Below are 26,082 nucleotides of genomic sequence, written 5' to 3'. Positions count from 1 at the left end.
GACGTGACGACCAGCCAGCAGACCGACCCGCTCATCGGGCGGCTCGTCGACGGCCGGTACCGGGTCCGGGCCAGGATCGCGCGCGGCGGTATGGCCACGGTCTACGTCGCCACGGATCTCCGGCTCGAGCGGCGGATCGCGCTGAAGGTGATGCACGGCCACCTCAGCGACGACTCCGTCTTCCAGAGCCGCTTCATCCAGGAGGCCCGCGCCGCCGCCCGCCTCGCGGATCCGCACGTCGTCAACGTGTTCGACCAGGGCCAGGACGGCGAGCTCGCCTACCTCGTCATGGAGTACCTCCCGGGCATCACGCTGCGCGAGCTCATGCGCGAGCAGAAGCGGCTGACCGTGCCCCAGACGATCACGATCATGGACGCGGTGCTCGCGGGCCTCGCCGCCGCGCACCGCGCCGGCATCGTCCACCGCGACGTCAAGCCGGAGAACGTCCTGCTCGCGGAGGACGGCCGCATCAAGATCGGCGATTTCGGGCTTGCGCGCGCCACGACGGCAAACACCGCCTCCGGCGCCCAGCTCATGGGCACGATCGCGTACCTCGCGCCCGAGCTCGTCACCCGCGGGACGGCCGATGCACGCAGCGACATCTACGCCCTCGGCATCATGCTGTACGAGATGCTGACCGGCGAGCAGCCGTACAAGGGCGAACAGCCGATGCAGATCGCCTTCCAGCACGCGACCGAGTCGGTCCCGCGCCCGAGCGTCCGCAACCCCGGGGTGCCCGAGCAGCTGGACGAGCTGGTCCTGTGGGCGACCGAGAAGACGCCCGACGAACGACCCGCGGATGCGCAGGAGATGCTCGACCGTCTCCGCGCCATCGAGCGGGAACTCGGCATCACCCCGGCGGTCACGGCGACCAAGGCGTCCTCCTCGGCCGCGCCGATGCGGGACTCCGGCGAGCTGACACTGGTGATGCCCGGCGCCCCGCCCGCGACCGCCGCCACGGCGGAGCAGGCTCCGGTCGACAACGCCACGATCCTGCGACGGCGCGTGGCCCGTCGCCGCTCGCGCGGTGCGTTCCTGCTGGTGCTCGTGCTCCTGCTGGCCTCCGCGGCGGCGGGCGTCGGCTGGTGGTTCGGCTCCGGTCCGGGCTCCCGGGTGGCCGTCCCCGACGTCGCCGGAAGCAGCTTCGAAGAGGCGTCCGCGGAGCTGTCCGCACTGGAGTTCGTACCGGTGCAGGGCGCGGCGACGTCCCTCGAGGTCCCCGCCGGCACAGCGATCGGCACGGATCCGGGAGCCGGCGAGCGACTGGACAAGGGCGCGCAGGTGACGGTGATCATCTCCCAGGGCCCCGCCGAGAAGCAGGTGCCGCGACTCAACGATCTGTCGGAGACCGCGGCCACCGATGCGCTGAAGAAGCTGAACCTCGTCGTCGGCGCGTCGACCGCGACCTACGCGGATGCCGACGCCGGGCTCGTGATCAACGCCCTGGTCACGCCGCGCGACGGCGGCGAGTCGTTCGAGTGCGGCGAGGGCTGCACCGTGCACGAGGGCGACACCGTCTCGCTGTTCACCTCTCTCGGCGCCTTCCCCGACGTCGTGGGGATGAAGCTCGACGACGCCGTCGCGGCCCTCCAGGAGAAGAAGCTCGTGCTCGGCGAGACGCAGCACCAGTTCAGTGACGACGTCGAGAAGGGCCGGGTCATCAGCACCTCGGAGCGCGACGGAGGCGGCAACTGGCGTCCCGGGGACACGATCACGCTGGTCGTCTCCGACGGTCCCGAGCTGTTCCCCATCCCCGATGTGCGAGGCATGACCCGGGACGAGGCGAAGGCGGCGCTCGAAGACGCCGGCTTCACCGCGGACTACGCCCCCGTGTGGAACGCCATCATCGACAGCGCGACCGAGGTGACCGCGCAGAAGCCCGGCACCGGGGAGATGGTACCGCTGGGGACACGGGTGACGCTGACGATCACCGTCTCGCTCTGACGTGCCGGCACGCCGGCGTCATCCGGCCACCGGGAGTTCACCTCCCGTCCATCTGCCCGGCACCGTCCGGCCTCCCCGCGTCTCCACGCTGGCATCATCCCTGATCCCCGATGTCCGTGGAGTCCCCATGCGCCTTCGTCCTCTGTCCGCCGCCGTCCTGACGGCCTGCCTCGCCGGCGGCGTCGTCGGCGCCGCCGCCCTCCCCGCGGCCGCGGAGTCCGCGGCCCCGGCCGAGGCCGGTGCCGCGTTCTTCCAGCGCACCGCCACCTATCCCGTCTTCCAGAACGTCCCCGAAGGGGTGGATCCGTCCGCTCCGACCGTGGCCGAGATCTCCACGATTACCGAGGACGGCACGGTCGTCTACACCGACGCCGCGGGCAAGCGCATCGGCTTCCTCGACGTGACCGATCCCACGGCGCCGATCGGGACGGGGACCGTGGACCTCGCCGATCTCGGCCACGCCGACGACCAGCCGACGTCGGTGACGGCATACGGCGAGTACCTGCTCGTGGTCGTGGATGAGACGGGTGGCGACTTCACCGCACCCCGGGGCCGCCTCGACGTCCTCCGGGCCGCCGACCGCTCGCTCGTGCGCTCGATCGACCTCGGCGGCCAGCCGGACTCGATCGCGGTCTCCCCCGACGGCGCGTTCGCGGCGATCGCGATGGAGAACCAGCGCGACGAGGAGGCCACCCCCGACGGCGGCGAGGAGGGGGACCTCCCCCAGCTCCCCGCCGGCTTCGTCCAGATCCTCTCCCTCGGCGACGACCCCGCGCGGTGGACCACGGACGCGGTCTCCTTCCTCGATGCGGACGGCGCACCCGTGCCCGTCGTCGCGGCCGCGGGATGGGACACCCCGGAGGACCCCGAGCCGGAGTACGTGACGATCGACGAGCGCAACAAGCTCGCCGTCACCCTGCAGGAGAACAACGGCGTCGCGGTCATCGACCTCGCGACCCGTGAGATTGAGAGCGCCTTCTCCGCCGGGTCGGTCGCGCTCTCCGGCGTAGACACCGTGAAGGACGGCCGGATCGACCTGACCGGATCGCTCCCGGCGGCGCCGCGCGAGCCCGACGCGATCGCCTGGGTGGGCGACGGACTGGTCGCCACCGCGAACGAGGGCGACTGGAAGGGCGGCACCCGGGGCTGGACGGTCTTCGACGCCGCCGACGGCACGGTCGTCTGGGACGCCGGTTCCTCGTTCGAACATCTCGCCGTGCAGCACGGCCTGCACGCCGAGTCGCGCGCGGAGAAGAAGGGGGCGGAGCCCGAGGGATTGGCCTTCGCGACCTTCGGCGGCACGCCGTACGCCTTCATCGCGAGCGAGCGCTCCAACTTCGTGGCGGTCTACGACATGACCGACCCCCGCTCCCCGCAGTTCCGCCAGGTGCTCTTCACCACGAACGGGCCCGAGGGTGTCCTGCCGGTGCCGGAGCGCGACCTGCTCATCGTCTCCAGCGAGACGGACGAGGCCGAGAACGGGGTTCGCGCCGCGGTGAACGTCTACTCCTTCGGACCGGGCGCCCCCGCCCAGCCCAGCATCGTCGCCGACACCGTCGAGGGGAGCCCGCTCGGCTGGTCCGCGCTCGGCGCTCTCGCGGGGGACCCCGTCGACCCCGGCGTGGTCTACGCGGCCAGCGACGCGGTGCTCTCCCCCGCCACGGTCTTCACCGTGGACGTCAGCACGGCACCCGCGCGCATCACCGGTTCCCTCGCCGTCACCGAGGCCGGCGCTCCCGCCGCCTTGGACGTGGAAGGCCTCGCCGTGGCCGAGGACGGCGGCTTCTGGCTCGCCGTCGAGGGCGCGACGGGTCCTGAGAACGCCGTCGTGCGCACGAACGCGGACGGAGCGGTGACCGCGCGGTTCCCCCTCCCGGAGGACATCGCCGCGCACGTGGGCAAGTGGGGGCTGGAGGGCGTGACCACGACCGGCACCGGAGCCGACCTGCGCGTGTGGACCGTGCTCCAGCGGCCGCTGTGGAACGACCCGACCGATACCGAGGCCGGGACCGTGGACGGCGACGACGTGACGCGCATCGGACGCCTGGACCCGGCGAGCGGAACGTGGGACTGGTTCGGCTACCGCCTCGACGCCACGCAGACCGCCGGCGACTGGATCGGCCTGTCCGAGATCACCGCGATCGACGACACGACGCTGGCGATCATCGAGCGGGACAAGCTCAACGGCCCTGCGGCGGCCGTCAAGCGCGTCACGCGCGTCGACGTCCCGGAGATCGCGCCGTCGGCGGAGGGGCTGACCGTGCTGGAGAAGAGCACCGCGATCGACGTCCTCCCCGCGCTGCAAGCGACGAACGGCTGGACGCAGGAGAAGCTGGAGGGCTTCGCGGTCGCCGCCGACGGCGCGCTCTACGCGGTCACCGACAACGACGGTCTCAAGGACGCCACCGGTGAGACGGTGTTCCTGCGCCTGGGCACCGCCGAGGAGGCGTTCCCCGCCGTCGGGCCGACCCCTCAGCCGACCCCGGAGCCGACGCCCACGCCCGAGCCGACTCCGGAGCCCAGCACGACGCCCGAGCCGACACCGGAGCCCAGCACGACGCCGCAGCCGACGGCCCCTCCGACCGGTGCTCCGACCCCGAGCGACCCGGGCGCGCTGCCCGCCACGGGCGCGGACGCCGCGCGCCTGCTGCCGCTCGCGCTGGGCGCAGCCGGGCTGCTCGCCGTCGGCGGGTCCCTGGTGCTGGTGCGTCGAGCCCGCCGCGGTTGATCCCGGCGCCGGGTCACCGCGTTACGTCTCGTCGCTGCGCTCCTCGCTCAACGACCGAAGCGTCACCGGGGTCGCCGCGTTTCGTCTCGTCGCTGCGCTCCTCGCTCAACGACCGAAGCGTCACCGGTCGTTGAGCGAGCGAAGCGAGACGAAACGCGGCGCGGGACCACGCACGCGCGAAGGGCGCATCCCCGATCGGGGATGCGCCCTTCGCGCGTGCGTCCGTCAGCGCTTCTCGAGCTCCTCGGCCACGAGGAACGCCAGCTCCAGCGACTGCATGTGGTTCAGGCGCGGGTCGCACAGGGACTCGTAGCGGGTCGCCAGACCCTCTTCGTCGATCTGCTCGGATCCGCCCAGGCACTCGGTGACGTCGTCGCCGGTGAGCTCGACGTGGATGCCGCCCGGGAACGTGCCGACGGCGCGGTGGGCCTCGAAGAAGCCGCGCACCTCGTCGACCACGTCGTCGAAGCGCCGGGTCTTGTACCCGGTGGCCGACGTGATCCCGTTGCCGTGCATCGGGTCGGTGACCCACAGCGGCGTCGCGCCGGAGTCCTTGACCGCCTCGAGCAGCGGAGGCAGGGCGTCGCGGATCTTCCCCGCCCCCATCCGCGTGATGAACGTCAGCCGGCCGGGCTCGCGGTTCGGGTCCAGCTTGTCGATCAGGGCCAGCGCCGTCTCGGGCGTCGTGGTCGGGCCCAGCTTCACGCCGATGGGGTTGCGGATCCGCGAGAAGTAGTCGACGTGCGCGCCGTCCAGGTCGCGCGTGCGCTCCCCGATCCACAGGAAGTGGGCGGAGGTGTTGTACGGCGTGTTCGTCCGGGAGTCGATCCGGGTCATCGGCCGCTCGTAGTCCATGAGCAGCCCCTCATGACCGGTGAAGAACTCGACGCGCTTGAGCTCGTCGAAGTCCGCGCCCGCGGCCTCCATGAACTTGATCGCTCGGTCGATCTCCGCGGCCATCCGCTCGTAGCGCTGGTTGGCGGGGTTCTGGGCGAAGCCCTTGTTCCACGAGTGCACCTCGCGCAGGTCCGCGAACCCGCCCTGGGTGAAGGCCCGGATGAGGTTCAGCGTCGAGGCGGCGGTGTGGTAGCCCTGCAGCAGCCGTGCAGGGTTGGCCTCGCGGGATCCCTCGGTGAAGTCGTAGCCGTTGACGATGTCGCCGCGGTAGGCGGGAAGCGTCACGTCGCCGCGCGTCTCGGTGTCGCTGGAGCGCGGCTTGGCGAACTGGCCGGCCATGCGGCCCATCTTCACGACCGGCATCGAGGCGCCGTAGGTGAGCACCACGGCCATCTGCAGCACCGTCTTGATGCGGTTGCGGATCTGGTCCGCCGTGGCCCCGGCGAACGTCTCGGCGCAGTCGCCGCCCTGGAGCAGGAACGCCTGTCCGGAGGCGGCGCGGGCGAGACGGTCGCGCAGGTTGTCCACCTCACCGGCGAACACGAGCGGGGGCAGGGCGGCGATCTGCGTGGAGACCTCGGCGACGCGGGCGGCATCGGGCCACTGGGGCTGCTGCTTGATCGGGAGGGAGCGCCACGCGTCGATTCCATCGAGGTGCTGAAGCATCCCCCCATCCTACGGGGCTCCCGCGGGGCGATCGCGCGTCAGGAGGCCTGTGTGACGGCCGCGCTCAGGCGCTCCTTGACGGCCGACGCGTAGACGTCCTCGTACTGCTGCTGGCCGAGGCGCTGCAGGGCCACCATGATCTCGTCCGTGACGGATCGGAGGATGTAGCGATCGTTCTCCATCCCGGCGTACCGGGAGAAGTCGAGGGGCTCGCCGATGACCATCCCGACCCGCATGACGTTGGGGATGCGCTGCCCGGTCGGCATCGCCACGTCCGTGTCGACCATGACCACGGGGATCACGGGCACCCGCGCCTCGAGCGCCATCCGGGCGATGCCCGTGCGCCCGCGGTAGAGCTTACCGTCGGGACTGCGGGTCCCCTCCGGATAGATCCCCAGGAGGTCTCCCCGGCCGAGAACGCTGAGGCCGGTGTTCAGCGACGCCTCCGATGCCTTCCCGCCGGAGCGGTCGATGGGAAGCTGACCGGTCCCCTTCATGAACATCCGGGTCGCCCAGCCCTTGAGCCCTCGGCCGGTGAAGTAGTCGCTCTTCGCGAGGAAGGACACCGGGCGGTCCAGCATCAGCGGCAGGAAGATGGAGTCGGAGAAGGACAGGTGATTGCTCGCCAGGATGGCGGCGCCCTTCGCCGGGACGTTCGCGCGCCCGACGATCCAGGGCCGGAACACGGCCTTGACCACCGGGCCGATCACGACGTACTTCAGGATCCAGTAGATCATCGTCGTGCAGTCTACCGCCGGCGGCCCCGACGGACGAGTGCGGTACCCGGTCCCAGAGGATCTGCGACTCGATCTCATCGTGATCCGCCGCGCAACCGCCCCCGCGTGGCCTAGACTCCTGAAAAGGCCGCCACCCGTCCGGTACCGAAGGAGTTGCCGTGGTCCAGTTCGAAGTCCCCGCGATCGTCCCCGCCGACCCCGAGGCGAACATCACCGATCTCCTGGTGCAGCGCGTCGAGAAGACGCCGAACCTCGCACTGTTCTCCGTTCCCGACGGCGCCGGCTGGCGCGACGTCTCCGCCGCCGAGTTCCAGCGCGCCGTCATCGCCCTGGCGAAGGGCTTCGTCGCCGCCGGCATCCAGCCGGGCGAGAAGGTCGGCTTCCTCGCGCGCACGACGTACGAGTGGACGCTCGTGGACTTCGCGCTGTTCTACGCGGGCGCCGTCATGGTGCCGATCTACGAGACCAGCTCCCCCTCGCAGATCCAGTGGATCCTGGAGGACTCGGGAGCCATCGCCGTGATGGTCGAGTCGGCGGAGCACTTCTCCCGCCTCGACGAGGTCCGCGGCGACCTGCCCCTCGTCCGCGAGGTCTGGCAGATGCACCTCGGCGCGCTCGACGCGCTCACCGCGCAGGGCGCCGAGATCACCGACGAGGAGGTCGAGCGCCGCCGCACGATCGCGAACGCCGCGGACATCGCCACCCTCATCTACACGTCCGGCTCCACGGGGCGCCCGAAGGGCTGCGTGCTGACCCACAGCAACTTCGTCGAGCTCGCCCGCAACGCGGCCAAGGCGCTCGACGACGTCGTCTCCACGCCGGGGGCCTCGACCGTGCTGTTCATCACCACCGCGCACGTCTTCGCCCGGTTCATCTCGATCCTCGACGTGCACGCCGGGGTGCGCACCGGGCACCAGCCCGACACGAAACAGCTCCTCCCCGCGCTCGGCTCGTTCAAGCCGACGTTCCTGCTGGCCGTGCCACGCGTGTTCGAGAAGGTCTACAACTCCGCGGAGCAGAAGGCGGAGGCCGGGGGCAAGGGCAAGATCTTCCGCGCCGCCGCCGCGGCCGCGGTCGAGCACTCGCGGCTCCAGGAGGAGGGAGCGAAGATCCCCCTGGGCCTGCGCATCAAGTTCGCGCTGTTCGACCGGCTCGTCTACAGCAAGCTGCGGGAGGCGATGGGCGGCAACGTCGTGTACGCCATCTCCGGCTCCGCGCCGCTCGGCGCGCGCCTCGGGCACTTCTTCCACAGCCTCGGCGTCGTGATCCTCGAGGGATACGGGCTCACCGAGACCACGGCGCCCGCCACGGTCAACCTCGCCGACAAGTCCAAGATCGGCACCGTCGGTCCCGCCCTTCCCGGCGTCGGGATCCGGCTCGCCGAGGACGGCGAGATCGAGGTGCGCGGAATCAACGTCTTCAAGGAGTACTGGAACAACCCGGACGCGACCGCCGAGGCGTTCGACGACGGCTGGTTCCGCACCGGCGACATCGGCTCCTTCGACGACGAGGGCTTCCTCACGATCACCGGGCGCAAGAAGGAGATCATCGTCACCGCCGGCGGCAAGAACGTCTCCCCTGCGGCGCTCGAGGACCCGATCCGGGCGAACCCGATCGTCGGCCAGGTCGTGGTCGTCGGAGACCAGAAGCCGTTCATCTCCGCCCTGGTCACGCTGGACCCGGAGATGCTCCCGGCCTGGCTCGCCAACAACGGCCTGTCCGCGGACATGCCCCTGGCCGAGGCCGCGCGCAACGACGCCGTCCGTGCCGAGGTGCAGCGCGCGATCGACCACGCGAACACGCGAGTCTCGCGGGCCGAGTCCATCCGGAAGTTCACGATCCTCCCGTCCGAGTGGACCGAGGCCAGCGGGCACCTCACCCCCAAGCTGTCCATCAAGCGGAACATCATCCTGAAGGACTTCGCCGACGACATCGCCGCCATCTACGACGAGCCGACGGCGACCACCACCGTTCCGCTGGGCTGACGCCCCGGACCGACGCCCCGAGACGCCGAAGGCCCCGAGCGATCGGGGCCTTCGGCGTCTTCGTGCGCAGCGGCGGTCAGAACCAGGAGCTCTCGCGGATCTGGCGCATCGCGAGGCGTCGGGTGTCCGGGTCGAGTCGCGAGACGTACACGCGTCCGTCCAGGTGGTCGGTCTCGTGCTGCAGTGCCTGGGCGAGCAGCCCCTCCCCCTCGAGCACGACCGGCTCGCCGTCGAGGTCGATGCCCTCCACCCGCGCCCACGGGTGGCGCAGGGCGTCGTGCCACAGCCCCGGGACCGACAGGCACCCCTCGCCGGTGGGCACCGGCTCGCCGCGCACCTCGACGAGCACCGGGTTCAGGACGTACCCGACGTCGCCGTCGATGTTGTAGCTGAAGGCGCGCAGCGCCACCCCGATCTGGGGTGCGGCGACGCCGGCCCGCCCCGGAAGCTGCACCGTGTCGACCAGATCCGCGACGAGGGCGCGCACGCCGTCGTCGATCTGCTCGATCGGCGCGCACACGGTGCGCAGGACGGGGTCGCCGAACAGGCGGATCTCACGGACGGCCATCAGGCGACCTGCGCCCGGAGGCCCTCGACGACCAGCGCGGCCAGCTCGCGCGCGGCCTGCCGCGTCTGCGGCTGGAGCCCGCCGTAGTTGATGGCGCTCCCCGAGGCGATCTGCGGGTCGTACGGGATGCGGACGACGTGCCGCACCCGCGTGCCGAAGTGGGACTCCAGCTCCTCCAGGCGCACCAGCGGCGCGCCGGGCGTCGATTGGTTGAGGACGACCACGGCGTCGCGGACCTTGTCCGCATAGCCGTTCGTCTCCAGCCACGTGAGGGTCTCGGAGGCGAGTCGTGCCTCGTCGACGCTGAGCCCGGCGACGACGACGAGGGTGTCGGCGTGGTCCAGCGTCGCCCCCATCACCGAGTGGACGATGCCGGTCCCGGTGTCGGTCAGCACCAGCGAGTAGTAGTGGGCCGCGACCGAGGCGACCTGTTCGTAGTCGGTGTCGCTGAACGCCTCGGACACCCGCGGGTCGGTGTCGGACGCGAGCACGTCCAGGCGGGTCTCGTCGCGGGAGACGACCGCCGAGATGTCGTGGTACCCGGTCACGCGGTCGTGGATCCGCACGAGGTCGCGCACCGTCTTGCCGTTGGTGCGGGCGATCCGGTCCGCGAGCGTGCCGCGATCGGGGTTGGCGTCGACGGCGATCACCCGGTCGTCCCGGGCGTCGGCCAGCGCCATGCCGAGCAGCGCCGTGACGGTGGTCTTCCCGACCCCGCCCTTCCGCGACAGCACCGGCACGAAGCGGGCGCCGCCGGACAGCGGCGCGGAGATGCGTGCGGACAGCGCCTTGCGCTCGCGCGCCCGGCGGCCGTCGCCGAGGTTGATGAGCTTGCCGGAGACGCGGTACACGAAGTGGTTCCACGCCCCTTCGGGCTCCGGCTTCGCGATCTGGTGGGGGTCCAGCAGGCGGTCCGCGGTCAGCAGGTCGGCGCTCTCACGCTTCTGCTCGCCGAGCTCGCCCAGGCGCTTCGACGTCGGTGCGGCCCCGCCGTGCTGCGGCGCACGTCCGGCCGCGGACGGCGATACGGGTTCCTCCTCGGGGGTGGACACCGGCGGCTCCTCCTCGCTCGGGGTCGTCGCCGGAGCGGCGACGGCCGGGGCGGCCGACCGGGCACGCCGCGCCGGAGCGGGCGGGGCGGGAACGGCGGGCTCGGCGGGTGTCGGTGTCGGCTCCGCCTCGACCGGTTCCGCGATCGCCTCGGACTCCGCGACGGGCTCAGACGCGGGCGCGGTGTCGGACTCGGGCGCGGCCTCGACGTCCACCTCGGCCTCGGCGTCCGGCTCGTCCGTCTCGGCGACGACGGTCTCCGGCTCGGCCTCGGCCTCGGCCTCGAGGTCCACCGTCTCCTCCGGCGCCGCGAGTGGGGGCGGGGCGTCCGGATGCGCATCCGTCGCCGCGGCCAGGAGGGCGGACTCCTCGGCGGCGCTTTCCGGATCCTCGACCGGTTCCGGATCCGCCTCCGCGTCCTGGGGCGTCGCCGCGTCGGCGTCGGCGTCGGCGGCGTCCTCCTCCGCCCTCACGTCCGCCTCGTCCACGGCGTCCGCCTCGAGGTCGGCGAGCGGCTCTGCCTCGGCATCGTCCTCGGCGTCGTCGGCTCCAGCCGGTGCGACCGACTCCCCCTGCGCGTCGTCCGCGATGGGCTCGACCGCGGCGACCTCGTCCTCAGGCCCCTCTTCGGCCAGGACCTCGCTCTCGGAGTCCTCGTTCGCCGGGGTCTCCTCCTCCGCCACGACCTCGTCCGCGGGCTCCTCGTCGGCCGGGGCCCCGTGCGCGGGCTCCTCCTCCGTCAGGGCCTCGCCCTCGACGACCTCCTCGACCTCGGCCGTGGCGTCCTCCGCCTCGTCGGCCGTCTCCACGACCGGCACCGCCTCGGCGGGGAGCTCGATCACGATGTCTGCGATGTCGGAGTCCTCGTGGATGCGTCCGATGGCGCCCGGCTCGGGCACCAGGGCCGCCGGGTCCTCCTCGATCAGGAGCTCGACGTACGGGTCGTCGTCGACGACGTCGTCGTCGGCGAGGTCGTCGTCCTCGTCCACCGGAAGGTTCACCGGGACCTGGGCGGTGACGCCCAGGATCCCGATGGCGGTCGTGTCGACCGCGCCCGCGTCGTCGAGGACGCCGAGGACGTCGTCCTCGTCATCCTTCTTCGGCGTTCTGCGATCTGTGGTCATGGTAGGTGCTCCCCGGAAAGTCTTGTGCGAGCGTGTCGCCCGCACAAGGTTAGTGCGCGGGTCGGATGACGACCAAAAGGTCGCCCGCCTCCACCTGCTGGGTCTGCGCGATCGCGATCCGCTCCACGACGCCCTCGACGGGGGCGGTGATGGCCGCCTCCATCTTCATGGCCTCGATGGAGGCGACGGGCTCCCCCGCCCGCACGGTCGCCCCAGTCTCGCACTTGACGGTGACCACGCCGGAGAACGGGGCCGCCACCTGCCCGGGGACCGAGGTGTCCGCCTTCTCGACCTCGTGCGCGTCCACGACGATCGACCGGTCCCGGACGAACACGGGGCGCAGCTGCCCGTTGAGCGTCGTCATGACGGTGCGCATCCCCTTCTCGTCCGCCTCGCCGATCGCCTCCAGGCCGACGTAGAGCTGCACGCCCTTGTCGATCTCGACGAGATGCTCCTGACCGGGGACCAGGCCGTACAGGTAGTCCGCGGTGTCCAGGACGGACAGGTCCCCGAACAGCTCCCGCACCTGGGCGAGGTCACGGGTCGGCGCGGGGAAGAGCAGCCGGTTGAGCGTCTGGCGCCGGGTCGTGGCGTCCGCGCCCAGCGCCGCCGCGTCCTCGTCCGAGATGTCGGTGATGCCGACCGGCACGGTGCGACCGGCGAGGACCTTCGTGCGGAAGGGCTCGGGCCACCCGCCCGGCAGGTCACCGAGCTCGCCGGCCATGAAGCCGACGACCGAGTCGGGCACGTCGTAGCGCTCCGGGTTGGCGGCGAAGTCGGCCGGATCCGCGCGCACCGCCGCGAGATGCAGTGCCAGATCGCCCACGACCTTGGACGACGGCGTCACCTTCGGGACGCGGCCGAGGATCGCATCGGCCGCCGCGTACATGTCCTCGATCAGCTCGAAGTCGTTCTCGAGCCCGAGCGCCTTGGCCTGCTGACGCAGATTGGAGAGCTGGCCGCCGGGGATCTCGTGGTGATACACGCGCCCGGTCGGGCCGGGCAGGCCCGCCTCGAACGGGGCGTACTGGTGCCGGACCGCCTCCCAGTACGGCTCCAGATCCGACACGGCCGCGAGCGACAGTCCCGTGTCCCGCTCCGTGTGCGCGAGCGCCGCGACGAGGGCGGACAGCGAGGGCTGACTGGTCGTGCCGGACAGCGGAGCGGACGCGGCGTCCACGGCGTCGACGCCGGCCGCGCTGGCGGCCAGGAGCGTCGCGAGCTGGCCACCAGGGGTGTCGTGCGTATGCAGGTGCACCGGTAGCTCGAAGCGGTCGCGCAGCGCGGAGACCAGGCGCGCAGCCGCCGCCGGCCGCAGGAGTCCCGCCATGTCCTTGATCGCGAGCACGTGGGCGCCGGCCTCGACGATGTCGTCCGCGAGGCGCAGGTAGTAGTCCAGCGTGTAGAGGCTCTCGGCGGGGTCCATCAGATCGCCGGTGTAGCAGAGGGCGACCTCGGCGACCGTGGTCCCGGTGGCACGGACGGCATCGATCGCGGGCCGCATCTGGGAGACGTCGTTGAGCGCGTCGAAGATGCGGAACACGTCGATCCCCGATGCCGCGGCCTCCTGGACGAACGCCTCGGTCACAGCCGTCGGGTAGGGGGTGTACCCGACGGTGTTGCGGCCGCGCAGCAGCATCTGGATCGCCACGTTCGGCAGCGCCGCGCGGAGCTTGTCCAGACGCTCCCACGGGTCCTCGCCGAGGAAGCGCAGCGCCACGTCGTACGTCGCCCCGCCCCACGCCTCGACCGACAGCAGCTCTGGCGTCAGCCGTGCCAGGTAGGGCGCCGCCGCGACGAGGTCGCGCGTGCGCACACGCGTCGCGAGCAGGGACTGGTGCGCGTCGCGGAAGGTCGTATCCGTGACCGCCACGCCGCTCTGCGCACGCAGCGCCCGGGCGAACCCTTCCGGGCCGAGCTCGAGCAGACGCTGGCGCGATCCCGGCGCGGGTTCGGCCGCCAGATCGATCTCGGGGAGCTTCAGGCGCGGGTCCGCGTGACCGGGGTGCTCGCCGTTCGGCTTGTTGACGGTGACGTCGACGAGCCAGTTGAGGATCTTGGTGCCGCGGTCCTTCGACACCCGGCCCTGCAGCAGCTCCGGGCGCTCGTCGATGAAAGAGGTGCTGATGTCCCCCGCGACGAACGAGGGGTCGTCCAGGAGCGCCTGCAGGAACGGGATGTTGGTCGACACGCCGCGGATGCGGAACTCGGCCAGCGCGCGGCGTGCCCGGGCCACGGCGGCGGGGAAGTCCCGGCCCCGGCAGGTCAGCTTGGAGAGCATGGAGTCGAAGTGCGGGCTGATCTGCGCGCCCTGGTGCACCGTGCCGCCGTCGAGACGGATCCCCGCGCCGCCGGGCGAACGGTAGGTCGTGATCTTGCCCGTGTCGGGGCGGAACCCCTGCGTGGGGTCCTCCGTCGTGATGCGGCACTGCAGCGCGGCGCCGCGCTGGCGGATCTCGTCCTGTCGCAGCCCGAGGCCGGCGAGAGTCTCCCCCGCGGCGATGCGGAGCTGGGTCTGCACGAGGTCGACGTCGGTGATCTCCTCCGTGACGGTGTGCTCGACCTGGATGCGCGGGTTCATCTCGATGAAGACGACCTCGCCCGCCCGGTCGCCGGCGGTCTCCAGCAGGAACTCCACGGTCCCCGCGTTCTCGTATCCGATCGAGCGGGCGAAGGCGACCGCGTAGCCGTGCAGGGCGGAGCGGGTCTCGTCGTCGAGGTTCGGCGCCGGAGCGATCTCGACGACCTTCTGATGGCGTCGCTGCACCGAGCAGTCCCGCTCGAACAGATGGACGGTCTCACCGGTCTTGTCCGCCAGCACCTGCACCTCGATGTGGCGAGGGCGCACGACGGCCTGCTCCAGGAACATCCGCGGGTCTCCGAAGGCGCTCTCGGCCTCGCGCATCGCCTCGGCCAGGGCCGGTGCCAGCTCCCCCATGGTCTCGACGCGCCGCATGCCGCGCCCGCCCCCGCCCGCGACCGCCTTCGCGAACAGCGGGAAGCCGATCCCCTCGGCCTGCGCCACGAGGGCCTCGACGTCGTCCGACGCCTCGGTCGAGCGCAGCACCGGAACCCCGGCCTCGATCGCGTGCCGCTTCGCCTCGACCTTGTTCCCCGCCATCTCCAGGACGGCGGCGGGCGGGCCGATGAACACGATGCCGTTGTCCGCGGCCTTCGCCGCGAGATCGGGGTTCTCCGACAGGAACCCGTAGCCGGGGTAGATCGCGTCCGCTCCGCTCTCCACGGCCACGCGGATGATCTCGTCCACGTCGAGGTAGGCACGGACCGGGTGCCCGCGCTCCCCGATCTCATACGCCTCGTCGGCCTTCAGCCGGTGGAGGGATCCGCGGTCCTCGTGCGGGAACACCGCGACCGTGCGCGCCCCCGCTTCGAATGCCGCTCGGAAGGCCCGGATCGCGATCTCACCGCGATTGGCCACAAGGATCTTCTGGAACATACGCACCTCGTGTGCTCGATGCGCGCGCGGAAAGCGCGCGCATGGGCGGGGCTGAGTGTTTCCCCAGCCTAGGGGACGGTAACGTGGTCTCCGTGCACGTACTCAGCGTCAGCTCTCTCAAGGGAGGCGTCGGCAAGACGACGGTGACCCTCGGACTCGCCTCGGCGGCCTTCGCCCGCGGCATCCGCACCCTCGTCGTCGACCTCGACCCGCAGTCCGACGTGTCCACCGGGATGGACATCCAGGTCGCCGGCCGGCTCAACATCGCCGACGTCCTGGCCAACCCCAAGGAGAAGGTCGTCCGCCAGGCGATCACGTCCAGCGGATGGGCGAAGGTGCACCCGGGGACCATCGACGTCCTCATCGGGAGCCCCTCGGCGATCAACTACGACGGTCCGCACCCGAGCGTGCGCGACGTGTGGAAGCTCGAGGAGGCCCTCGCGTCCGTCGAGGCCGACTACGACCTCGTGCTCATCGACTGCGCCCCGTCGCTGAACGCGCTGACCCGCACCGCCTGGGCCGCGAGCGACCGGGTCATGGTCGTCACCGAGCCGGGTCTGTTCTCGGTGGCCGCCGCGGACCGCGCCCTGCGCGCGATCGAGGAGATCCGGCGAGGGCTCTCCCCCCGGCTGCAGCCGCTGGGCATCGTCGTGAACCGCGTGCGTCCGCAGTCCATCGAGCACCAGTTCCGCATCAAGGAGCTGCGCGACATGTTCGGCCCCCTCGTGCTCAGCCCCCAGCTTCCCGAGCGCACCTCGCTGCAGCAGGCGCAGGGCGCGGCCAAGCCGCTGCACATCTGGCCCGGCGACTCGGCGCAGGAGCTCGCCGCGGACTTCGACACGCTGCTGGACCGCATCATCCGTACGGGCCGGATCCCCGTGCCCGAGACGACGCGCCCCTGACCGGCGCGAACGCCGCCAGGAACACAGAAGAGCCGGTCCCGCGGGACCGGCTCTTCTCGTCGGGAGTAGGACCGAGGTCAGGCCGTACGGCGCGCGCGGCGCGCGGCGAGCTCGTCGACCGCATCGGGAACCGCCGGATCGAAGGCCACGAGTGTGGACTCGACCTCGCGCAGCACCTTGCCGACGGCGATGCCGAAGACGCCCTGCCCGCGGCTGACGAGGTCGATCACCTCGTCGTTCGAGGTGCAGAGATACACCGAGGCACCGTCGCTCATGAGCGTGGTGCCGGAGAGGTTGCGGATGCCCGCGGCGCGCAGCTGCTCCACCGCCGTGCGGATCTGCTGCAGCGAGATCCCGGTGTCCAGCAGGCTCTTCACGAGCTTGAGCACCAGGATGTCCCGGAAGCCGTACAGGCGCTGCGAGCCGGACCCGCTCGCGCTGCGGACGGTGGGGACGACGAGCTCCGTGCGCGCCCAGTAGTCCAGCTGGCGGTAGGTGATCCCCGCCGCCCGCGCGGCGACGGCGCCGCGGTAGCCCACCTCGTCGTCCATGGCGGGAAGACCGTCGGTGAAGAGGAGCTCGTCCCCGAATGACGGATCGTCACGACGCTCGTCGGCGCTCATGCCCATCCCCTCCTCAAGAAGTCGATACCTCCACGCTAGAGCAGTGCCCGACCCCGGACAATGACATCCGGCGCAGCGCGAAGGTGTGTCGCAACCAGTTCGTTACGACAGCAACCGCGCCAGCGCGTCCTTGACGAGGATCGTGCGGACGTCGTCGAGTCTGGCCGCCAACTCGGGGGCGATCTCCCCCGCTTTTCCGCGCGAGGCGGCGTCCGTGCGACGCAGCAGCGTCGTCAGCGCGGACTGCACGAGAGCGACGTCGCGTTCCGCGCTCTGACGGAGAGGCCGGAGATGACGCGGCTCGATTCCGTGGCGGTCCAGGGCGACGAGCGCTCGCAGCAGCGCCACCGCGTTCTCGGGGAACGTGTCGGCCGGCGCGATCATGCCGCCGGAGATGGCGTCATTGAGGAGCTGCGTCGATGCGCCGGTCGCCGCGAGGAGCTCCTCACGGCGATAGCGGCGCGGACTCGCCACGATCGAGACCGGCAGCTCGGCGCCGGAGGCCGCACCGCCCGCGTCCATCGCATCGAGGTGCTCACGGATGACGTCCAGCGGCAGGTAGCGGTCGCGCTGCAGCGTGAGCGCCAGCCGCAGCCGCTCCAGATCCGACGGCGAGAACTTCCGGTAGCCCGACTCCGTGCGGGCCGGGGACACGATGCCCTCGCTCTCGAGGTAGCGCAGCTTGCTGGCGGTCAGCTTCGGGAACTCGGGGGCGAGCCGTGCGAGCACCTGACCAATGCTCAGCAGGCCCGTGGGCGCGGAGCGCTCACGGGCGGACGACGACGCCATCAGTCGTTCGCCACCGCGACGTCGACGGGCGAGAGGAAGAAGTTCAGACGGAACTTGCCGACGCGCAGCTCGAAGCCGTTCCCGAGCGGGCTGCGATCGACCCGTTCCCCGTTGACATAGGTCCCGTTGAGGGAGCGCTGGTCGACGATCTCGAACGCCGTGCCCGTGCGGATGACCTCCGCGTGACGGCGCGAGACCGTGACGTCGTCGAAGAAGATGTCCGCCTCGGGGTGACGGCCGATCGTCGTCACGTCGGTGTCGAGGAGGTAGCGGGCGCCGGCGAGGGCTCCCGAGCGGACCAGCAGCAGCGCCGACCCCGAAGGGAGCGCGGCGATCGCGGACTGCTCGACCTCGGTCAGCTCGGCGGCGAAGGGCACGAAGGAGAGATCGGAATCGTGCCCGAACGTCTGCGTGGTGTCGTTCTGTCCGTCGGCACCGCGTCGGATGGCGGATGCGCCGTCCGGGATCTCGTTCTGTGACACGATCGTCCTCCCTCTGGCTCCCCAGACTATCGGATGCGAAGGGCGCTGCGGGAGGCGGATCCGCGCGAGGGACACCGCGATAGGCTGGAGCCATGCCACATTACGATGTCGTCATCCTCGGCGCGGGCCCTGGCGGCTACGTCGCCGCCGTCCGCAGCGCTCAGCTCGGACTGTCCACCGCCATCATCGAGGAGAAGTACTGGGGCGGTGTCTGCCTCAACGTCGGCTGCATCCCCTCGAAGTCGCTCCTGAAGAACGCGGAGATCGCGCACACCTTCACGCACAAGGCCGAGTTCTTCGGCATCTCCGGCGATGTGCACTTCGACTTCGGCGCCGCGTTCGACCGCAGCCGGAAGGTGGCGGAGACGCACGTCAAGGGCATCCACTTCCTGATGAAGAAGAACAAGGTCACCGAGTACGAGGGACGCGGCACCTTCACCGGCCCGAAGGCGATCTCGGTCGCCAAGGCGGACGGCACGACCGAAGAGGTCACGTTCGACAACGTCATCATCGCGACCGGCTCGACGGTCCGCCTGCTGCCCGGCGTCCAGCTCAGCGACAACGTCGTCACCTTCGAGGAGCAGATCCTCACGCGCGACCTGCCCGAGTCGATCGTCATCGTCGGCGCCGGCGCCATCGGCATGGAGTTCGGCTACGTGCTGGCGAACTACGGCGTGAAGGTCACGATCATCGAGTTCCTCGACCGCGCCCTCCCCAACGAGGACGCCGAGGTCTCCAAGGAGATCCAGAAGCAGTACAAGAAGCTGGGCATCGAGATCCTCACCTCGACCGCGGTGAAGACCGTCACCGACAACGGCTCCTCGGTGCACGTCACCTACGAGACGCGCGACGGCCAGCCCGGCGAGATCACCGCCGGCAAGGTGCTCATGTCCGTCGGGTTCGCGCCGCGGGTGGAGGGCTACGGCCTGGAGAACACCGGCGTGACGCTGACCGAGCGCGGGGCGATCGACATCGACGACCACATGCGCACCAACGTCGAGGGCATCTACGCCATCGGCGACGTGACCGCGAAGCTGCAGCTGGCCCACGTGGCCGAGGCCCAGGCCGTCGTCGCCGCCGAGACCATCGGCAAGGCCGAGACCATGACGCTCGGCGACTACCGCATGATGCCCCGCGCCACCTTCTGCCAGCCCCAGGTCGCCAGCTTCGGCCTCACCGAGGAGCAGGCGAAGGCCGAAGGCCGCGAGATCAAGGTCGCGAAGTTCCCGTTCAGCGCGAACGGCAAGGCCAACGGCCTCGGCGAGCCCGTCGGCTTCGTCAAGCTGATCGCCGACGCCGAGCACCTCGAGCTCATCGGCGGCCACCTCATCGGGCCGGACGTCTCCGAGCTCCTGCCCGAGCTGACCCTGGCCCAGAAGTGGGACCTGACCGCGCTCGAGGCGGCCCGCAACGTGCACACGCACCCGACGCTGTCGGAGGCGCTGCAGGAGGCGTTCCACGGCCTCGCCGGGCACATGATCAACCTCTGAGCTCCCGCCGGGTACTCGAGACCCCCTCTCCCCGCCGAAACCCCCTCTGGGACGCGCGGCGGAGAGGGGGTCTCGTCGGTGGAAGGGGGTTTCGCGTCGAGCGAGGTATCGGTCAGGCGCCGCGCATGGTGACGAGGTCCGCCGTCCGCTCACGCAGCGGCGGCGAGCCGAGCACCCGGAGAAGAGTCTCCCGCGCGGGAACGGCGATCCCGGAGACCGGGCGTCCCATGGCCATGTAGAACGCGGCGCGGCGCTGCGCCCGGACCGCAGCCCGCTGCCGGGCCCGGGCGTACTCCCGGAGCCCCTCGGCCGGGCGTGCGTCCTCCGTTCCGCGCCTCCGCGCGGCGAGAAGCACGGGGGCGAGCGCGCGAGCGTCGGCCCAGCCCAGGTTCATCCCCTGCCCTCCGATCGGGCTCGTCTCGTGCGCGGCGTCGCCCAGGAGGACGATCCGACCGGACCACAGCGGATCGGCGCGATGCTGAGCCGCCAGGAACACCGCGGGGCGGGCGTCCTCCGGGATCGCCGGGGCCGCACCGAGGCGGCGCGCGACCTCGTCCCGGAACGACGCGGCCGTGGGCCCCGGCCGATCCCCGCGGCTCCGGAGGACCCAGCGGCGACGGCCGCCCGGAAGCGGGAAGGACTCGACGAGCCCTCCGGGTTCGCAGTGCAGCCGCGCCACGCGGTCCGGCGCCGGATCCGCCACGTCCACCATCGCGTACCAGGCCCGGCCCCGCCGTGGTCGCCACCTCGTCCCCATCGCGTCCCTGATGGCGCTGCGGACCCCGTCCGCGGCCACCAGGAACGCCGCGGACTCCTCTCGCTCCCCCGCCGCATCGGTCAGCCGCACGCGGACGTCGGCGCCGGTGTCCGCCACCGCGGTCACTTCGCATCCCTCGCGCAGCCCGACGCCGCTCGACGCCAGACCATCGCGCAGCACCGCGTCGGTGCGCTCCTGGGCCAGGGTCAGCACGGACCGGTGCCCGCCGAACGACACCGCGGCGAGCACCCGCCCGCGCGAGTGCACCTCGCCCCGGTCCAACGCGAGCGCCTCGGCCCGCACGGCGTCTCCGCACCCCGCCGCGTCCAACGCGGCGAGGCCGGGAGGATGGATCCCGATCGCGCGGGAACGGGCGTCGGGTCCGCGCCTGCGCTCGCACACGAGCACGTCCGCCCCGTCGCGCGCGAGCAGCCGGGCCAGGAGAAGCCCCACCGGCCCGGCCCCGACGACGATCACGTCATGGGTCACGGGGTCCCGCCTCGGTGCGCAGCTCCAGGCGGGCGGGGAGGCGTCGCCGCACGTGCCACCCGGGAGGGACCACCGCCCGCAGCTCGGCCGCCGTGTAGGAGCGTCGGATGCTCAGAAGCCCGTCCTCCCGGATGAACGATCCCGACAGGACGCCGCCCTCCAGAGGACGCGTCGCGGCGGCGAACAGCGCGTACGCGGCCCGACTGCGGGCGATGTCATGGTGGAGCGCCACGCCGCCGCCGCGGATCAGGTGTCGGGAGTCGTTGAGGAGATCCTGCACCTCGTCGGTCGAGAGGTGGTGCAGGAGGTGATTCGACAGCACCACGTCGTAGGCGTCCCCCTCCCGCACGAGATCGCGGGTCGTGCCGCAGCGGTACTGCACGCCGGCGCCGTCGTCGTGCGCGGACGCCCAGGCCGTGGCCCGGCTGTCCGGGTCGAGAGCCGTGACGACGGCCGCGAGTCCCTCCCGACGCAAGCGCGCCGCGATCGCGCGGCACCGGTCGCCGCCCCCGGACCCGACGTCGAGGATGCGGATCGGCCCCCGTCGTGCGCGGGGCTGGATCTCGCGGCGATGGAGCCCCCGCCACCCGGACACGACGGCGTTCACGAGCGGGAACAGCGCGTACGTGCGCTCCAGAGCCCGCGGATCGGCGTGCGGGTCGTCCATCCGCTCCCGCACGTCGATCGCACGCCGGGACAGGTCAGGCCCCATGCGCGCCGGCGACCACCGTGAACAGGGCGCTCTCGGCCGTCAGCCCCGGCCCGAAGGCCATCGCCATCGTCCGCTCTCCGTCTCGCGCGCCCTCCTCCTCCAGGATGCGACGGAGGACGAACAGCACAGTCGCGCTGGACATGTTCCCGTAGCGCCGGAGGGTCTCCCTCGCGGGCCCGAGCTGGCGGTCGCTCAGACGCATCCGCTCCTGCACCCGGTCCAGGATGCTGCGCCCGCCCGGATGGATCGCCCAGTGCGTGACCGCTGCCCCGAGTCCATCTCGTTCCGCGGCCTCGGCCACCGCCGCGTCCCTCGCCCACAGCGGGCGCAGCGCCGCTTCGATGTTCTCGCCGATGAGCTGCGGGACGGCGGTGGAGAGGACCATCTCGAACCCGGTGTCCCCGATCGTCCAGGCCATGTCCTTCTTGCCTTCCGGGACCAGGGCGGTATGGAATCCGTCCACCCGGAACCCCGCCAGACCGGCCTCCGAGGGGCGCGCGGTCACGATGCCTGCCGCCGCACCGTCGGCGAACAGCGACGAGGCGACGATCGTGTCGGGATCCGACGAGGAGCGCAGATGCAGGGTGCACAGCTCGACGCTGACCACGAGCACGACCGCCTCCGGGTCCGCCGCACAGAACTGGGCCGCCGCGCGCAGCGCCGGAATGGATGCATAGCAGCCCATGAACCCGAGGTGATAGCGCTGGACGTGATCCCCCAGTCCCAGGGCCCGGACGATCTCGTAGTCCGGGCCGGGTGCGTGGAACCCGGTGCAGGACACGGTGACCACGTGCGTCACGTCCCCCGCCTCAATGTCCGGGTCCGCATCCAGCGCGGCCTGCGCGGCCGCGACGAAGAGCACGCGCGCCTCGCGCGCGTAGATGTCGTTGCGAACCATCGTCCCCGGCGACAGGAGCGCGCCCGACGCCCGGTCGTAGAAGAGCGGCGTCGGCTCTCCGCTCTCCGTCGACAGCTCGTCGAGCACGGTGTGCCGGGTCTCGATCCCGGACCCGTCGAACGACGCCGTCACGATTCGCTTCGCGAGTCGGCTCACGTCGGGTTGGGCGGCGAAGACGTCCCGGACCTCCTCTTGCTTCAGGATCGTGTGCGGCACGATCGTCCGCAGGGAACGCAGCACGGCGGGGCGGCTCATGGGGACACTCAAGCACGCCCGCGGGGGCCGCGACAGGGGGGTTGCGGAACCGGGCTCAGTGGCCCAACGCGCGTGCGAGCTTCGAATCCGAGGACGCCGCTCGTCCGCCCGCCGCATGCACGGCGCGCTCGACGGCGGCAAAGAAGGCCGTGCGCGCGGCCGGGTCCGTCGGGCCGGCCGGTCCCAGCTCGACCTCCCACTCACGCCAGGAGCGCTCGACGCCGCCGCGGACGTCCGTCGCGCGGACGCGATCGTCGACGAACTCGGCCACCACGCCCTCCGCGCCACGGAGCTGGTAGGCGGTCCGGCTGTTCTCGATCCGGGCGAAGGGCAGAAGGGGCTCGGACGTCCACCGGGTCAGCGCCTCGCGGACCGCGGACGGCGGCTCCTCGTTCTCGCCGAGCGGCCAGCCGAGCTCGATCCGCGCGTCGCCGTCGCGGGGACCCTTGACATGCCATCCCTCGTCGGGGCCGCCGGTCCGGCGGCGCACGGCGACTCCGGCCCGCGCGAGGGCGGCGTCGGCCGTGTCCAGGTAGCGCGCATCCAGGGCCCGGCGCTCACCGGCGCCCACCTCGAGGACACCGGGCACCCCGGACCAGTCCGGCAGGGGCGTGTCCGCGTCGACGTCGTAGGTCCGCTCGACCTCGACCGTGCGCTGCGGCTCAGTCATCGCCGGGCGAGATGTCGCCCTCGGACTCGGTGTACCAGAAGCCGACCTCGGTGGGGCCGTCGCCCTGGCCGGTGTGGGTCGGCTCGGAACCGCGCCGGTAAATGATCTGCGTCTCGCTGTAGGGGACGATCAACGCATCCCGTTCGACGTCGTCGAGCGGGAGGATCTGCCCGTCGAGCGGGCCGCCGTGGAGTCGTGCGAGTGCCATCTGCTCACCATAGCCCTCCTCCTCGACATGTATGACCTCCTCTGGACGGATCCGCGCGTTTCGGCTCGCCGGCGACCGCACTGGGCGAGCGCCGTAGGTCGAAGTCCCCCTCACGACCGACGTTCACCGCGGAACGGGCTGCGCCTCATCCGACGCCGATGCCCAGGACGGCGCCGAGGATCATCCAGGGGCCGAAGGCGATGTGGGTGGAGCGGTCGGCCCGGCCGCTCGCCATCAGGACCAGCGCATGCCCGGCCCCGAGCACGAAGGCCGCGGCGCCGCCGACGACCAGCGCGTCCCAGCCGTGCCAGCCGAGGACCAGCCCGATGACGGCGCCGAGCTTCACATCGCCCCCGCCCATGCCCTCGCGGCTCAGTATCCGCAGCGCACCGTAGAACCCGCCCAGCAGGAGCATCCCGGCCGCGGCCCGCTCCGCCCGCGCCTCGGGCGTCAGTACCGCCTCGAGGATCACTGCCGCGAGCACACCGGCCAACGTCGGCAGCACGAGGCGGTCGGGCAGCCGATGCTCCTGGATGTCCACGACGAGCAGGCGCGCGGCGACGCCGAGCAGCGCAAGGTGCACGAGGACGACGATCAGGGCGTGGGAGTCCATCCGTGCAGGCTAGGAGAACCGCCGCAGCGACGCGGCGGCCCTGTGGAGAACTCCCGCTAGCGCCCCGGTGCGGGAAGGTCAATCCACTGCTCGCCGGGATGCGGAGCCCTTAGCGTCGCCGGGAGGAAGGGGCGGAATGACGGACACCGGACGGGGCGGACCGCATGCGGCCGGGCGCATCCGCGTGGGCGTCTCCGGCTGGCGGTATCCGCGGTGGCGGGGCGACTTCTATCCGGCGGGGATGCCTCAGCGCCGGGAGCTGGCCTACATCGGCGAGCGCTTCTCCACCGTCGAGCTGAACGGGTCGTTCTACTCGCTGCAGCGCCCCGACAGCTATCTGCGGTGGCGCGACAGCGTGCCGGAGGGTTTCCTCTTCGCCGTCAAGGGGTCGCGCTACATCACCCACATGCTGCGTCTCCGGGACGCCGATACGGCTCTGGCCAACTTCTTCGCCTCCGGACCGCTGGCACTGGGGGAACGGCTCGGCCCGTTCCTCTGGCAGCTTCCGCAACGGCAGGTCTTCGACCCCGAGATCCTCGATGCGTTCCTGCGCGCGCTGCCGCGCAGCACGCACGAGGCCGTCGCCCTCGCCCGGCGGCACGACGCCCGCCTCGACGGGCGGACCTGGCTGGGCACGGTCCCCGACGCACCGCTGCGCCACGCGCTCGAACCGCGCTCGCCCAGCTTCCACGACCCGCGCTGCGCCGATCTGCTGCGCCGCCATGGCGTCGCCTTCGCCCTCGCCGACACCGCGGGGCGCTGGCCGCGCTTCGACGCCCTCACGGCCGACTTCGGCTACGTCCGACTGCACGGCGCCCGCGAGCTCTACCACAGCGGGTATCGGGATGCCGAGCTTCGGGAGTGGGCCGACCTCACGCAAGGGTGGGCCGGAGGCGCGGGCGAGGGCGGACGCGAGGTCTTCGTCTACTTCGACAACGACGCGCGGGGCCACGCACCGCACGACGCGCTCGCTCTGGCCCGGCTCGTGGGCGATCGACCGGAGCCTGCCGACACGACCCGGTGACCGGCGGCAGGGGTCAATCCGCGAGCTCGTCCGCCCTGCGCAGGTCGGCCACGAAGGAGCGGAAGGCCGCCCGACGCTCCTCGGCGTCCCTGCGGCGCAGGAGGCTCGCCGGGTGCACCGTCACCACCACGGGGATCGCCGGGTCGTCCGCAGCTTCCAGGACCTGGCCGCGGACCTCTCCGATGCGGACGCTGCGTCCCAGCACCGCCCTGGCCCCGGTGGCGCCGAGCGCGAGGATCGCCGATGGCCGGACGGCGGCGATCTCCGCCTCCAGCCAGGGGCGGCAGGCCGTGATGTGCCCGACGGCGGGCTTCTCGTGGATCCGGCGCTTGCCGCGGCGCTCGAACCGGAAGTGCTTGACCGCGTTCGTGAGGTAGAGAGACCGCGAGTCGATCCCGGCCTCCTCGATCGCGTCGTCCAGAACCCGGCCGGCGGGCCCGACGAAGGGCTCGCCAGCGAGATCCTCCCGGTCCCCCGGCTGTTCTCCCACCAACATCAGCCGCGCACGGGCCGAGCCGCGCGAGAAGACGACCTGCGTCGCATCCCGCCACAGCTCGCAGCCGCGACAGCCCGGCGCCTCCCGCCGCAGCTCATCGATGCCGCCGCCCTCGGGAACCCACCGCCGGGCACCGCCGTTCCCGTCCCTGTCCGCCTGCCGCATCCCGGTTGTCTACTCCCGGGAGGACACGCGGTCAACGCCCTCGACACGTCAGAGATCCAGGATCTCCAGGTCGACCAGGACCGTGTCCCCCTCCGCCACGCCCTCCGCGTCGCGGACCGCGCGCTTGATCGGCAGGGAGTAGGAACCGCCGGAGAAGAAGATCGAGGTCCGCCAGCTCGTCGCGCCGATCCGTGCGTGCACCCGGAGCGAGCCGAAGCCGCGCGACGGCGCGGGGAGCTCGCGAATGTCTGCGGACAGCTCCTCCGGGACGGTCGCGAAGTACCACGAATCCACCCGTGCGCTCCACCGCAGGACATCGCTCTCGAACTCGATCCGCATCCGCTCAGAGTAGC

22 protein-coding genes are annotated in these 26,082 nt (G+C 71.8%); 6 read left to right on the top strand and 16 right to left on the bottom strand.

Going from position 1 to position 26,082, the window contains the following annotated elements; genetic code table 11:
- The first annotated feature begins 3 nt into the window (after positions 1 to 3).
- Both pknB and K8F61_RS02405 read left to right on the top strand, forming a co-directional pair.
- Positions 4 to 1,944 (top strand): Stk1 family PASTA domain-containing Ser/Thr kinase, encoded by a 1,941-nt coding sequence (pknB, locus tag K8F61_RS02410; protein ID WP_219084542.1) that lies wholly within the window; start codon positions 4 to 6, stop codon positions 1,942 to 1,944.
- A gap of 127 nt (positions 1,945 to 2,071) precedes the next feature.
- Positions 2,072 to 4,672 (top strand): esterase-like activity of phytase family protein, encoded by a 2,601-nt coding sequence (locus K8F61_RS02405; protein WP_231820573.1) that lies wholly within the window; start codon positions 2,072 to 2,074, stop codon positions 4,670 to 4,672.
- Positions 4,673 to 4,897: 225 nt separating this feature from the next.
- Here the strand turns inward: K8F61_RS02405 and K8F61_RS02400 are convergent, their stop codons facing one another.
- Together K8F61_RS02400 and K8F61_RS02395 are read right to left on the bottom strand one after the other, a co-directional pair.
- Positions 4,898 to 6,235, bottom strand: a complete 1,338-nt coding sequence (locus K8F61_RS02400) for a class II 3-deoxy-7-phosphoheptulonate synthase (protein WP_067250490.1) — start codon at positions 6,233 to 6,235, stop codon at positions 4,898 to 4,900.
- Between the two features lie 38 nt (positions 6,236 to 6,273).
- The gene (locus K8F61_RS02395; RefSeq protein ID WP_067250494.1) at positions 6,274 to 6,972 is read right to left on the bottom strand and encodes a lysophospholipid acyltransferase family protein; all 699 of its coding nucleotides are present in this window, start codon (positions 6,970 to 6,972) and stop codon (positions 6,274 to 6,276) included.
- 158 nt (positions 6,973 to 7,130) lie between these two features.
- On the opposite strand from K8F61_RS02395, the gene K8F61_RS02390 reads away from it, so the two are divergent.
- Complete coding sequence (locus K8F61_RS02390; RefSeq protein ID WP_219084540.1) at positions 7,131 to 8,957, top strand: AMP-dependent synthetase/ligase; 1,827 nt, start codon at positions 7,131 to 7,133, stop codon at positions 8,955 to 8,957.
- Positions 8,958 to 9,033: 76 nt separating this feature from the next.
- Here K8F61_RS02390 and def read toward each other — a convergent pair whose 3' ends face one another.
- Genes def through K8F61_RS02375 form a run of 3 tightly spaced genes read right to left on the bottom strand, consistent with a single transcriptional unit; the run spans position 9,034 to position 15,156 of the window.
- Positions 9,034 to 9,525 carry a peptide deformylase gene (gene def, locus K8F61_RS02385; protein WP_067250501.1) on the bottom strand — a complete coding sequence of 164 codons (492 nt, stop codon included), beginning with the start codon at positions 9,523 to 9,525 and terminating at the stop codon, positions 9,034 to 9,036.
- Positions 9,525 to 11,699 carry a MinD/ParA family ATP-binding protein gene (locus tag K8F61_RS19125; protein WP_418888066.1) on the bottom strand — a complete coding sequence of 725 codons (2,175 nt, stop codon included), beginning with the start codon at positions 11,697 to 11,699 and terminating at the stop codon, positions 9,525 to 9,527. The genes def and K8F61_RS19125 overlap by 1 nt, the downstream gene beginning before the upstream one ends.
- Before the next feature lie 49 nt (positions 11,700 to 11,748).
- The gene (locus K8F61_RS02375) at positions 11,749 to 15,156 is read right to left on the bottom strand and encodes a pyruvate carboxylase (RefSeq protein ID WP_231820572.1); all 3,408 of its coding nucleotides are present in this window, start codon (positions 15,154 to 15,156) and stop codon (positions 11,749 to 11,751) included.
- A 92-nt stretch (positions 15,157 to 15,248) separates the two neighbouring features.
- On the opposite strand from K8F61_RS02375, the gene K8F61_RS02370 reads away from it, so the two are divergent.
- Entirely contained in the window at positions 15,249 to 16,058 is an 810-nt protein-coding gene (locus tag K8F61_RS02370) for a ParA family protein (protein WP_067243479.1), read from the top strand.
- Between the two features lie 77 nt (positions 16,059 to 16,135).
- Here K8F61_RS02370 and K8F61_RS02365 read toward each other — a convergent pair whose 3' ends face one another.
- The 3 genes from K8F61_RS02365 to K8F61_RS02355 form a co-directional block, all read right to left on the bottom strand.
- Positions 16,136 to 16,681 (bottom strand): MerR family transcriptional regulator, encoded by a 546-nt coding sequence (locus tag K8F61_RS02365; protein ID WP_067243478.1) that lies wholly within the window; start codon positions 16,679 to 16,681, stop codon positions 16,136 to 16,138.
- A 102-nt stretch (positions 16,682 to 16,783) separates the two neighbouring features.
- Positions 16,784 to 17,470 (bottom strand): transcriptional regulator FtsR, encoded by a 687-nt coding sequence (gene ftsR / locus K8F61_RS02360; RefSeq protein WP_219084537.1) that lies wholly within the window; start codon positions 17,468 to 17,470, stop codon positions 16,784 to 16,786.
- Positions 17,470 to 17,952, bottom strand: a complete 483-nt coding sequence (locus K8F61_RS02355; protein WP_084344371.1) for an FHA domain-containing protein — start codon at positions 17,950 to 17,952, stop codon at positions 17,470 to 17,472. The genes ftsR and K8F61_RS02355 overlap by 1 nt, the downstream gene beginning before the upstream one ends.
- A 92-nt stretch (positions 17,953 to 18,044) precedes the next feature.
- On the opposite strand from K8F61_RS02355, the gene lpdA reads away from it, so the two are divergent.
- Positions 18,045 to 19,442, top strand: coding sequence for a dihydrolipoyl dehydrogenase (gene lpdA / locus K8F61_RS02350; RefSeq protein ID WP_231820571.1), 1,398 nt, complete (start codon positions 18,045 to 18,047; stop codon positions 19,440 to 19,442).
- Between the two features lie 112 nt (positions 19,443 to 19,554).
- Here the strand turns inward: lpdA and K8F61_RS02345 are convergent, their stop codons facing one another.
- From K8F61_RS02345 to K8F61_RS02320, 6 genes are all read right to left on the bottom strand, one after another.
- Entirely contained in the window at positions 19,555 to 20,688 is a 1,134-nt protein-coding gene (locus tag K8F61_RS02345) for an FAD-dependent oxidoreductase (RefSeq protein ID WP_231820570.1), read from the bottom strand.
- A complete protein-coding gene (locus K8F61_RS02340) occupies positions 20,678 to 21,400 on the bottom strand; it encodes a methyltransferase domain-containing protein (RefSeq protein ID WP_231820569.1) in 723 nt (240 codons plus the stop codon). The genes K8F61_RS02345 and K8F61_RS02340 overlap by 11 nt, the downstream gene beginning before the upstream one ends.
- Positions 21,390 to 22,553, bottom strand: a complete 1,164-nt coding sequence (locus K8F61_RS02335) for a type III polyketide synthase (protein ID WP_231820568.1) — start codon at positions 22,551 to 22,553, stop codon at positions 21,390 to 21,392. Before K8F61_RS02335 ends, K8F61_RS02340 begins: the two co-directional genes overlap by 11 nt.
- Before the next feature lie 55 nt (positions 22,554 to 22,608).
- Positions 22,609 to 23,223, bottom strand: coding sequence for a CYTH domain-containing protein (locus tag K8F61_RS02330; protein WP_067243470.1), 615 nt, complete (start codon positions 23,221 to 23,223; stop codon positions 22,609 to 22,611).
- Positions 23,216 to 23,431 (bottom strand): response regulator, encoded by a 216-nt coding sequence (locus tag K8F61_RS02325; RefSeq protein ID WP_067243469.1) that lies wholly within the window; start codon positions 23,429 to 23,431, stop codon positions 23,216 to 23,218. Before K8F61_RS02325 ends, K8F61_RS02330 begins: the two co-directional genes overlap by 8 nt.
- 145 nt (positions 23,432 to 23,576) lie before the next feature.
- Positions 23,577 to 24,044 carry a prepilin peptidase gene (locus K8F61_RS02320; protein ID WP_231820567.1) on the bottom strand — a complete coding sequence of 156 codons (468 nt, stop codon included), beginning with the start codon at positions 24,042 to 24,044 and terminating at the stop codon, positions 23,577 to 23,579.
- Between the two features lie 136 nt (positions 24,045 to 24,180).
- On the opposite strand from K8F61_RS02320, the gene K8F61_RS02315 reads away from it, so the two are divergent.
- Entirely contained in the window at positions 24,181 to 25,068 is an 888-nt protein-coding gene (locus K8F61_RS02315) for a DUF72 domain-containing protein (RefSeq protein WP_231820566.1), read from the top strand.
- A 13-nt stretch (positions 25,069 to 25,081) separates the two neighbouring features.
- Here K8F61_RS02315 and K8F61_RS02310 read toward each other — a convergent pair whose 3' ends face one another.
- Positions 25,082 to 25,729 (bottom strand): UdgX family uracil-DNA binding protein, encoded by a 648-nt coding sequence (locus K8F61_RS02310; protein ID WP_231820565.1) that lies wholly within the window; start codon positions 25,727 to 25,729, stop codon positions 25,082 to 25,084.
- A gap of 48 nt (positions 25,730 to 25,777) precedes the next feature.
- Complete coding sequence (locus K8F61_RS02305) at positions 25,778 to 26,068, bottom strand: DUF1905 domain-containing protein (protein ID WP_067243465.1); 291 nt, start codon at positions 26,066 to 26,068, stop codon at positions 25,778 to 25,780.
- Positions 26,069 to 26,082 lie beyond the last annotated feature (14 nt).

The sequence above is a fragment of the Microbacterium resistens genome, assembly GCF_021172025.1.
Classification (GTDB): domain Bacteria; phylum Actinomycetota; class Actinomycetes; order Actinomycetales; family Microbacteriaceae; genus Microbacterium; species Microbacterium resistens.
This window is presented reverse-complemented; position numbering and strand designations above follow the sequence as displayed.

Bases quoted from the DNA above. Each gene is read 5' to 3' on its own strand.
- K8F61_RS02405 (WP_231820573.1), top strand. From the start codon at position 2,072: ATGCGCCTTCGTCCTCTGTCCGCCGCCGTCCTGACGGCCTGCCTCGCC.
- K8F61_RS02400 (WP_067250490.1), bottom strand. From the start codon at position 6,235: ATGCTTCAGCACCTCGATGGAATCGACGCGTGGCGCTCCCTCCCGATC.
- K8F61_RS02395 (WP_067250494.1), bottom strand. From the start codon at position 6,972: ATGATCTACTGGATCCTGAAGTACGTCGTGATCGGCCCGGTGGTCAAG.
- def (WP_067250501.1), bottom strand. From the start codon at position 9,525: ATGGCCGTCCGTGAGATCCGCCTGTTCGGCGACCCCGTCCTGCGCACC.
- K8F61_RS19125 (WP_418888066.1), bottom strand. From the start codon at position 11,699: ATGACCACAGATCGCAGAACGCCGAAGAAGGATGACGAGGACGACGTC.
- K8F61_RS02375 (WP_231820572.1), bottom strand. From the start codon at position 15,156: ATGTTCCAGAAGATCCTTGTGGCCAATCGCGGTGAGATCGCGATCCGG.
- K8F61_RS02365 (WP_067243478.1), bottom strand. From the start codon at position 16,681: ATGAGCGCCGACGAGCGTCGTGACGATCCGTCATTCGGGGACGAGCTC.
- ftsR (WP_219084537.1), bottom strand. From the start codon at position 17,470: ATGGCGTCGTCGTCCGCCCGTGAGCGCTCCGCGCCCACGGGCCTGCTG.
- lpdA (WP_231820571.1), top strand. From the start codon at position 18,045: ATGCCACATTACGATGTCGTCATCCTCGGCGCGGGCCCTGGCGGCTAC.
- K8F61_RS02340 (WP_231820569.1), bottom strand. From the start codon at position 21,400: ATGGGGCCTGACCTGTCCCGGCGTGCGATCGACGTGCGGGAGCGGATG.
- K8F61_RS02335 (WP_231820568.1), bottom strand. From the start codon at position 22,553: ATGAGCCGCCCCGCCGTGCTGCGTTCCCTGCGGACGATCGTGCCGCAC.
- K8F61_RS02330 (WP_067243470.1), bottom strand. From the start codon at position 23,223: ATGACTGAGCCGCAGCGCACGGTCGAGGTCGAGCGGACCTACGACGTC.
- K8F61_RS02325 (WP_067243469.1), bottom strand. From the start codon at position 23,431: ATGGCACTCGCACGACTCCACGGCGGCCCGCTCGACGGGCAGATCCTC.
- K8F61_RS02320 (WP_231820567.1), bottom strand. From the start codon at position 24,044: ATGGACTCCCACGCCCTGATCGTCGTCCTCGTGCACCTTGCGCTGCTC.
- K8F61_RS02315 (WP_231820566.1), top strand. From the start codon at position 24,181: ATGACGGACACCGGACGGGGCGGACCGCATGCGGCCGGGCGCATCCGC.
- K8F61_RS02310 (WP_231820565.1), bottom strand. From the start codon at position 25,729: ATGCGGCAGGCGGACAGGGACGGGAACGGCGGTGCCCGGCGGTGGGTT.
- K8F61_RS02305 (WP_067243465.1), bottom strand. From the start codon at position 26,068: ATGCGGATCGAGTTCGAGAGCGATGTCCTGCGGTGGAGCGCACGGGTG.